The organism is Burkholderia sp. Cy-637 (genome assembly GCF_011753175.1).
Lineage (GTDB): Bacteria > Pseudomonadota > Gammaproteobacteria > Burkholderiales > Burkholderiaceae > Burkholderia > Burkholderia gladioli.
Map to the genome: position 1 here is coordinate 1 of NZ_VWWC01000242.1, position 8,077 is coordinate 8,077.

The following is an 8,077-nucleotide window of genomic DNA, read 5'->3' on the forward strand; positions in this document are numbered from 1 at the left end:
TCGCCGCTCGCGGCATCGGCGGCGGCCGTGGCGGCGCCGGCCGCCGGCCACGACGCGGCGCAGGCCGACCTGCTCAAGCGCGGCGAATACCTGGCGCGCGCCGGCGACTGCATCGCCTGCCACAGCACGCCGAACGGCAAGCCCTTCGCGGGCGGCCTGAAGTTCGACACGCCGATCGGCGCGATCTACTCGACCAACATCACGCCCGACGCGAAGACCGGCATCGGCGGCTGGCGCTTCGAGGACTTCGATCGCGCGGTGCGCGCCGGCGTGCGCAAGAACGGCGACACGCTCTATCCGGCGATGCCGTATCCGTCCTACGCGCGCCTGAGCGAGGAGGACGTGCGCGCGATGTACGCCTACTTCAGGCAGGGCGTGGCGCCGGTCGAGCAGGCGAATCGCGCGGTGGACATCGTCTGGCCGCTGTCGATGCGCTGGCCGCTCGCGATCTGGCGCAAGCTGTACGCGCCGGCGCCCAAGCCGTTCGAGGCCGCCTCGTACGCCGATCCGGTGCTGGCGCGCGGCGCCTACCTGGTGCAGGGGCTCGGCCATTGCGGCGCCTGCCACACGCCGCGCGCGCCGACCATGCAGGAGCGCGCGCTCGGCGACGCCGACGGCAGCGATTTCCTGGCCGGCGGCGCGGCGATCGACGGCTGGGTGCCCACCAGCCTGCGCGGCGAGCCGCGCACCGGCCTGGGCACCTGGTCCGAGCAGGAGATCGTGCGTTTCCTGAAGACCGGGCGCAACCTGCACACGGCCGCGTTCGGCGGGATGACCGACGTGGTCGACCACAGCATGCAGTACCTCAGCGACGCCGACCTGAGCGCCATCGCGCGCTACCTGAAGTCGCTGCCGCCGCGCGCGAGCGGCGAGACCGCCTACGCCTACGACGACGCGGCCGCCCAGGCGCTGCGCGCCGGCGACGCGAAGCGGCCGGGCGCGTCCGTCTACGTCGACAACTGCATGGCCTGCCACCGCAGCGACGGCCGCGGCTACACGCGCGTGTTCCCGGCGCTGGGCGGCAACCCGGTGGTGCAGGGCGCCGATCCCACCTCGCTGATCCACGTGGTGCTGGAAGGCGCGGCGCTGAACGGCACGCACGAGGCGCCGTCGAGCTTCACCATGCCGCCGTTCGGCTGGCGCCTGTCCGACCAGGAGGTCGCCGACGTCGCGAACTTCGTGCGCACCAGTTGGGGCAATACCGGCTCGACGGTGACGGCCGCGCAGGTGGCCAAGCTGCGCCGCGCGTATCCGGGCAAGCGCCCCGATGCGCCGCCGGGCGCGGACTTCGCGCGGCCTTCGGCGAGCCTGACGAACTAGGCTCCCGGGTCCATGAAAAAAACCGCGCGGGATGGCTGTCCCGCGCGGTTTTTTCTTTCCGGAGCCGGGCGAGGCGGCTATTGCACCTCGTCGTAGACGTGCTCGAACGCTCGCCGGTAGATTTCCAGCGCGCTGGCCTCGTCGATCTCGCAGGGATTGTTGACCAGCAGCCGCTCCTGCTTCATCGCGTCGGCCGCCAGCCCCGCCAGGTCGCCGACGTCGATGCCGACCGCCTGCAGGTTGGCCGGCAGCCCCGCGTCGCGCGCCAGCCGCACCAGGTAGGCGATGAAGGCCTCGGCCTGCTCCTCGACCGGGCCGACCGGCTCCAGCCCCACCAACTGCCCGAGCTCGGCATATTGCTGCGCGGCGGCCTGCGCGTTGAAGCGCAGCACATGCGGCAGCACCAGCGCATTCGACAGCCCGTGCGGCACATGGAACACGCCGCCGATCGGGTAGGCCAGCGCATGCACGCCGCCCACCGGCGCGTTCGCGAAGGCCTGGCCGGCCAGCATCGCGCCGAGCAGCATGGCCGAGCGCGCGGCGAGGTCCTGGCCGTCGCGGCAGGCCGGCAGCAGGTTGGCGGTGAGCAATTGCAATGCCTTGCAGGCGAGGTGGTCCGACAGCGGATTCTTCAGACGCTTGCTGGTATAGGCCTCGATCGCGTGCACCATCGCGTCGATGCCGGTGGCGGCGGTCGCGGCCGGCGGCAGGCCGACCGTCAGCTCCGGGTCCAGCAAGGCCGAATCGGCATAGAGCCGCGGCGAGACCACGCCGCTCTTGGTGGTCTTGCCGGTGGTCACGATCGAGATCGGCGTGACCTCGGAGCCGGTGCCGGCCGTGGTCGGGATCTGCACCAGCGGCAGGCGGCCGTGCTCGACGCGGTTCACGCCGTACATCTGCGCCAGCGGCTGCTCGCTCGCGCACAGCGCGGCCACCAGCTTGGCGACGTCCATCGAGGAGCCGCCGCCCAGCCCGATCACCAGCTCGGCGCCGAATTCGCGCGCGCGCCGGGCCGCGTCGCGCACCACCTCCTCGGGCGGGTCGGCCACCACCTCGTCGATCACCAGCACCTCCCAGCCGGCCCGCGCGAGGCTGGCCAGCGCCGGCGCGAGCGTGCCGCCGCGATGCAGGAAGGCGTCGGTGAGCACGCAGGCGCGGCGGCCGGCATGGCGCTCGCGCAGCAGCTCGCCGAGCCGGCGCGCCAGCCCCGCCTCGAGCACGATGTGGGGGACGGTCTGAAACGAAAACGATTGCATGGGGGCGTCTCCGGCTGTTTTCGTGGGGCGCGATGGGCGGCGCCGCTCGCTCGCGTGTGCCGGTCATGATACCGGCGCGCGCGGTTTTCGTTACGGCCGGCCGCGGGCGCCGGCCCGCCGATCGATCCGCCGCTGCGCGATCGATTTAAATGCAGTGAAAATTACCGATCAATCAATTCGCCATTAAATCGACGGAAATTTTTACTAAATACGGCGGCATTCGACCGATTAATCGAATTCGATCGACGCCGTTTCACGCTGTTTCATTTACCTGGATGGTCATTGCGTTTATAGTCGCCGTCGGCCGACTCGACAGGCTTCGGGGGCGAGTCGGGCCGAGTGCCGCGATACCAGGAAAACCACCATGACCGCTACTCAGTCGACGCAGTCGAAGTCGAAATCGCATTCGAACCATCCGCGCCCGCCCAAGAAGCAGGGCTGGGTCGCGATCGATCCCTCGGTGGTGCCGCCCGCCTCGCAGAAGGCGCTGCGCGACGCGATCGCGCTCGAGAAGGCGCCCGTCACCGATTATGCCGACCTGTTGTGGATCATGGCGCAGGAATCGAGCGGGGTGGTGAACTCGCATAATCCGAATTCCACGGCGCGCGGCCTGTTCCAGTTGTTGCGCGCCCAGTACGCGCTGAATCCGAATGGCGAGAAATCCTTCGGTAATGCCGTCGAGGAAGCGCAGGGCGGGCTTCGATATATTTACGGCCGCTATCACAGCGCGCAGCATGCCCGTAAATTCTGGGAAAAACATCACTGGTATTGAACGCAATGAAAGGTCTTCGTTTCGCTGTCGCATCGATCGTTTTCGGTATCGCGGCGAACCTGGCGCTGGCCGCCAGCCCGGCGCCCGCGCCGGTGCCGCAATTCGACAACTTCCCGGCGCCGGCCTGGCACGGCAAGGTGGCCGCCACCACGATCCAGTCCGAGCAGGACCACAGGTTCGCCGCGCGGCTGCGCGAACTGTCGGGCAAAAAACCGAACTTCGCCGGCCATTACGCGCTGAGCAGTTGGGGCTGCGGCGCGTCCTGCACCATGACGGTGGCGGTCGACGCGAGGACGGGCGAGACCGTCTGGCTGCCGTTTACGGTCTGCTGCTGGGACGTCGACATCGACCAGCCGATCGAATTCCGGCGCAACAGCAAGCTGGTGATCGTGCATGGCAGCCGTAACGAAACCGGCAACGGAACCTACTATTATCTGTTCGATCAGAATCGCTTCACCTTGCTGCGCGGCGACGAACAACGGGTCAAGCCCGGTAGCTGAACGCCGCGCGGCGCGCTGGCGCCGGCCTCGAATTCCCGGGTTGTTTTTCCGGCATTCGTTCATACTTACCGCCGACGTTCAGCAATACACCGAAGGCGGACCGCATGACGAAACCTGAATTCACCGACACGGCGAGCGCGAGACCGGACCTGTTGTGCTACCTGGTCGCGATCGCCGCCGCCTCCTATGCGCTCACGCAGGAATGGCGCGTCGACCACGTGGTCAGCTGCTGCCGCGGCTGGCTCGACAAGCAGCGCGTCACGATGGACTGGCTCGATCGCGTGCGCATCGGCCAACTGGCGCTGAAGATCGCCAGCCGCGACCTGCTCGGCGCCGGCATCGCGGTGCGGCTGTCGAGCGTGCCGGCGCTGTTCACCAGCGAGATGGAACTCAACGAGGCGTCCACCATGGTGCAGCGGATGATGGTGCTCTGCCAGGAGGCGCTGTAAAGGGCGCGGAACGCGCCTGACCGCTTCGCGTCGGCATCCCGTGCCGACCGCCGTTTCCCTCCTTCGCTGCTTCCCCCGATCTCCCGCCTTGTTCGCGGCGCGCCTCGCGCGGCGCCGGAAGCGTTCGGCCGCGCGCGGCGTGCTTCGCATCCCGAGCCGGGCGCGGCCGGCAGGATTCACGCAGCCGGCATATAGTGAGCGGCGCGCCGCCGTCGATCGCCAGCCACGCGCCACCCGGCTTGCGATTCGCTTGCGCGCTCCCCCCACATCAGACTCTCTTGCAAGGAACCCGGCGATGTCAGATAGCGCGCTCACCTGCGGCATCGATCACCTCGGCCTGACCGTTCGCGACCTGGCCCAGACCCGCGACTTCTTCGTGCAGTGCCTGGGCTGGAAGCTGGTCGGCGAGCGGCCCGACTATCCGGCCGCCTTCGTCTCGGACGGCCACCTGGTGCTCACGCTCTGGCAGCTCAAGGAAAGCGAGGCGCCGGTCGAGTTCGACCGCAAGCGCAATGTCGGCCTGCATCACCTGGCCTTGCGCGTGGCCAGCGAGGCGGCGCTCGACGAGGTCCACCAGCGCGCCTCGGCATGGCCCGGCGTGCGCGTCGAGTTCGCGCCGGAGCCGCTCGGCAAGGGCCCCAAGCGCCACACGATGATCTACGAACCGGGCGGCATCCGCCTCGAGTTCGACCACGACACCAGCAAGCCGGCCTGAACCCGGCGGGATGAAGCCCGGGCGGGCGGCTGCCGGCCCGCTCAGGCGAGCGCCGGGTCGGTCCCGGCGCCGGCGCGCTCGCGGATCAACTGCTCGAAGGCCTCGGCCGTCAGCGGCTGGCCGAGCAGGAAACCCTGCATCTCGTCGCACATCAGCGCGTTGAGCTTGTCGAGCTGGGTGGCGGTCTCGACGCCCTCGGCCACCACGTCCATGCCCAGCGAATGCGCCAGCGCGATGATGGCCGACACGATCGCCGCGCCTTCCTTGCCGTGCCGGTCCAGCCCGCTGGTGAAGAAGCGGTCGATCTTGAGCTGCTTGACGCGAAAGCGCTGCAGGTAGGCCAGGCTCGAATAGCCGGTGCCGAAATCGTCGATCGCGATCTCGAAGCCGGCTTGCTGGAAATCGCGGATCGCCACGATGGTGCGCTCGGCATCCTGCATCGCCATGGTTTCGGTGATCTCGAAGATGATCTGCCGCGGCGCCACCTGCTGCGCCTCGACGATCTCCAGCATCGCGTCCGCCAGCCCCGGCTGCGCGAGCTGGCGCGTCGACAGGTTGACGGCCACCTTCATGTTCGGCAGGCCCGCCTCGCGCCAGGCGCGGATCTGCCGGCAGGTCTCGCGCACCACCCAATAGCCGATCGGCACGATCTGCCCCGAGCGCTCGGCGATCGGGATGAAGTCGAGCGGGGCCAGCGCGCCGAGCTTGGGATGCTGCAGGCGGATCAGCGCCTCGGCGCCGGTCAGCGCCTGGGTGTCGCCGCGGAACTTCGGCTGGAAGTGCAGGCTGAAATAGCCGTTGGCGAGCGCCTCGTGCAGCGCCTGCTGGATCTGCAGGGTGCGCAGCGCGGCATCGTTCATGCCGACCTCGAAGAAGCGGTAGGTGCCGCGGCCGCCGCGCTTGGCCTCGTACATCGCCGCGTCGGCATGCTTGAGCAGGGTGTCGACGGTCTCGCCGTCGCGCGGGTAGAGCGCGATGCCGATGCTCGGCGTGACGGGCAGCGGCGTGTCGGCGCTCCAGGCGCCGTCGCGGGTGCGCTCCAGCACCTTCTCCGCCACCAGCCGCGCATCCTGCGGCGCGCCGAGCGGCTCCACCAGCACCACGAATTCGTCGCCGCCCAGGCGCGCCACCGTGTCGGCGGCCCGCACGCAGCCGCGCAGCCGCTGCGCGAAGCTCACCAGCACCTGGTCGCCGACCGAATGGCCGAGCGAATCGTTGATCGCCTTGAAGCCGTCGAGATCCATGAACAGCACCGCGAAGCCGGTCTGCCGGCGCCGCGCGCGGTCGATCGCCTCGACCATGCGCGCATTGAGCGTGCCGCGGTTGGGCAGGCCGGTCAGCGTGTCGAGCGTGGCGAGCCGCACGATCTCGCCGTTCAGGCTCGACACCGCGCGCGCCAGCCGGCTGTTGCGCATGTCGATGCGTGACAGCAGCAGGGTGACGATCAGGATCGCGAGGGTGAACAGCGTGACGGTGGTGGCCAGCCAGGCCGAATCGACGCCTTTCGCCGCGCCGCAGACGCTGCCGGGCAGGAAGTCGGCGGCGGCCATGCCGGCGTAGTGCATGCCGCTGATCGCCATGGCCATCACGAAGGCGGCCGCGATGCGCGCGCGCACCACCGAGCGGCGCTGCTCGTCGCGCAGGCGGCGCGCGATCGACAGCGCGGCGATCGAGGCGGCGATCGCGATCGCCAGCGAGGCGGCCAGCCAGCCGGGCTGGTAGTCGATGCCGGGCGCCATCTTCATGGCCGCCATGCCGGTGTAGTGCATGCCGGCGATGCCGCAGCCCATCAGCGTGCCGCTGATGGCCAGGTGGGTGCGGGTGGCCAGCGCGCGCGTGGTGAAGAACAGCGCGAAGCAGGACACCACGATCGCCAGCGCCAGCGAATAGCCGGTGTCGAGCACGTCGTAGCCGAGCGGGATCGGCAGCGAGAAGGCCAGCATCGCGATGAAGTGCATCGACCAGATGCCGGTGCCCATCGCCACCGCGCCGCCGGCCAGCCAGGCATGACGCTGCCGCGAACGGCCGAGCAGGGCGATGCGGCTCGTCAGGTCGAGCGCGGTGTACGAGGCCAGCGTCGCCACCACGAACGAGACCACCACCAGGAGGAAATTGTACGAGCCGTGCATGTCGAGAAAACGGAAGCAGGGGCGTGCGCGAGCATCGGCGGCACGCGGCCGCCCCATCCGGCGCGCGAGCGGCGACTCGAGGCAAACGGGGCGGGAACGTCGCCCGCAGCGCGCGGCCGCGGGCCCAGCATCATAGCCCCAGCGCGGGGCAAATCGGCGGCAATCGTGACGGCCGCACATATTCCCGGAGATTGGAAAGCTGTTCCGAAGGCTTGTCGCCGATCCGGAAGTGATTTCGAATTCTTTCCGTGCGTATTTCGAACCACGCTAGAATGGCGCCCGCCAAGCTCGGAAGCGGGTGCAAATCCCGCGCGGTCGCGCCACTGTGACCGGATCGCCGTCTCCCGACGGCCAGGCCGGAAGTCAGACCTGAGCTTCGTCTGGTCCTTGCCGTTTTGTTCCAACGGGGCGCGAAACCCCAGGAGACTCCGCGTGATTCATGCCGTCCGATTCCGCGACGCGTGCCGTGCTGGCGCGCGTCGTGTCGATTTTCCCCTCGATTTTTTCATTGCCGCCTTGGTTGGCTCGATGGGCGCCGCCGCGTCGCCCGACTCGACTTCGCCGCCGGATTGCCTGGCCTGAGCCGCCGCGCGTTCTCGCGCGCGCGCTCGCCACGACTTCGCGATCCGAGCCGCCGCCGATGCGGCACGCCGGATCATGCGCCGCGCCCGCGGTGCACCTGCCACACGCCAATCCAGGCAAGGACATGAAACGCCATCACCATTCCGTCTTCCCGCGCGTGCCGCGCACGGCCCCTCGTCGCGCCTGCGCGAGCGTGGTCGCCATCGCCTCCCTGCTCGGCGTGCCGCGCCTGGCGCTGGCCGACGACGCGCCGCCTTCGAAATCGACGTCCGACGCGGCGCCCGCCGGTGCCACCGGCGCGGCCGGCTCCACCGGCTCCGCTGGCTCCGCGAAAGCCGCCGGCAGCGGCGGCGC

At 69.5% G+C, this 8,077-nt stretch carries 7 protein-coding genes, 1 pseudogene and 1 riboswitch; of the genes and pseudogenes, 6 read left to right on the plus strand and 2 right to left on the minus strand.

Going from position 1 to position 8,077, the window contains the following annotated elements:
* A partial coding sequence (locus F3J10_RS33020) for a cytochrome c (protein ID WP_167243850.1) occupies positions 1 to 1,320 on the plus strand: 1,320 nt, incomplete at its 5' end.
* 77 nt (positions 1,321 to 1,397) lie between these two features.
* Here F3J10_RS33020 and F3J10_RS33025 read toward each other — a convergent pair.
* Positions 1,398 to 2,576 carry an iron-containing alcohol dehydrogenase gene (locus F3J10_RS33025; RefSeq protein WP_167234227.1) on the minus strand — a complete coding sequence of 393 codons (1,179 nt, stop codon included), beginning with the start codon at positions 2,574 to 2,576 and terminating at the stop codon, positions 1,398 to 1,400.
* A 364-nt stretch (positions 2,577 to 2,940) separates the two neighbouring features.
* On the opposite strand from F3J10_RS33025, the gene F3J10_RS33030 reads away from it, so the two are divergent.
* The 4 genes from F3J10_RS33030 (at position 2,941) to F3J10_RS33045 (ending at position 5,012) form a co-directional block, all read left to right on the plus strand.
* Entirely contained in the window at positions 2,941 to 3,348 is a 408-nt protein-coding gene (locus F3J10_RS33030) for a hypothetical protein (RefSeq protein WP_013689823.1), read from the plus strand.
* Positions 3,349 to 3,353: 5 nt separating this feature from the next.
* Positions 3,354 to 3,848 (plus strand): hypothetical protein, encoded by a 495-nt coding sequence (locus F3J10_RS33035; protein WP_025102184.1) that lies wholly within the window; start codon positions 3,354 to 3,356, stop codon positions 3,846 to 3,848.
* A 104-nt stretch (positions 3,849 to 3,952) separates the two neighbouring features.
* Positions 3,953 to 4,297 carry a hypothetical protein gene (locus F3J10_RS33040; protein WP_013689825.1) on the plus strand — a complete coding sequence of 115 codons (345 nt, stop codon included), beginning with the start codon at positions 3,953 to 3,955 and terminating at the stop codon, positions 4,295 to 4,297.
* Between the two features lie 295 nt (positions 4,298 to 4,592).
* Positions 4,593 to 5,012, plus strand: a complete 420-nt coding sequence (locus F3J10_RS33045; RefSeq protein WP_025102183.1) for a VOC family protein — start codon at positions 4,593 to 4,595, stop codon at positions 5,010 to 5,012.
* Between the two features lie 41 nt (positions 5,013 to 5,053).
* Here the strand turns inward: F3J10_RS33045 and F3J10_RS33050 are convergent, their stop codons facing one another.
* Positions 5,054 to 7,141, minus strand: a complete 2,088-nt coding sequence (locus F3J10_RS33050; RefSeq protein WP_025102182.1) for an EAL domain-containing protein — start codon at positions 7,139 to 7,141, stop codon at positions 5,054 to 5,056.
* Between the two features lie 290 nt (positions 7,142 to 7,431).
* A riboswitch (cobalamin riboswitch) is annotated at positions 7,432 to 7,510 on the plus strand.
* Between the two features lie 70 nt (positions 7,511 to 7,580).
* Between F3J10_RS33050 and F3J10_RS36110 the strand changes: the two are divergent.
* A pseudogene (locus F3J10_RS36110) lies at positions 7,581 to 8,077 on the plus strand (hypothetical protein); the annotation flags it as partial.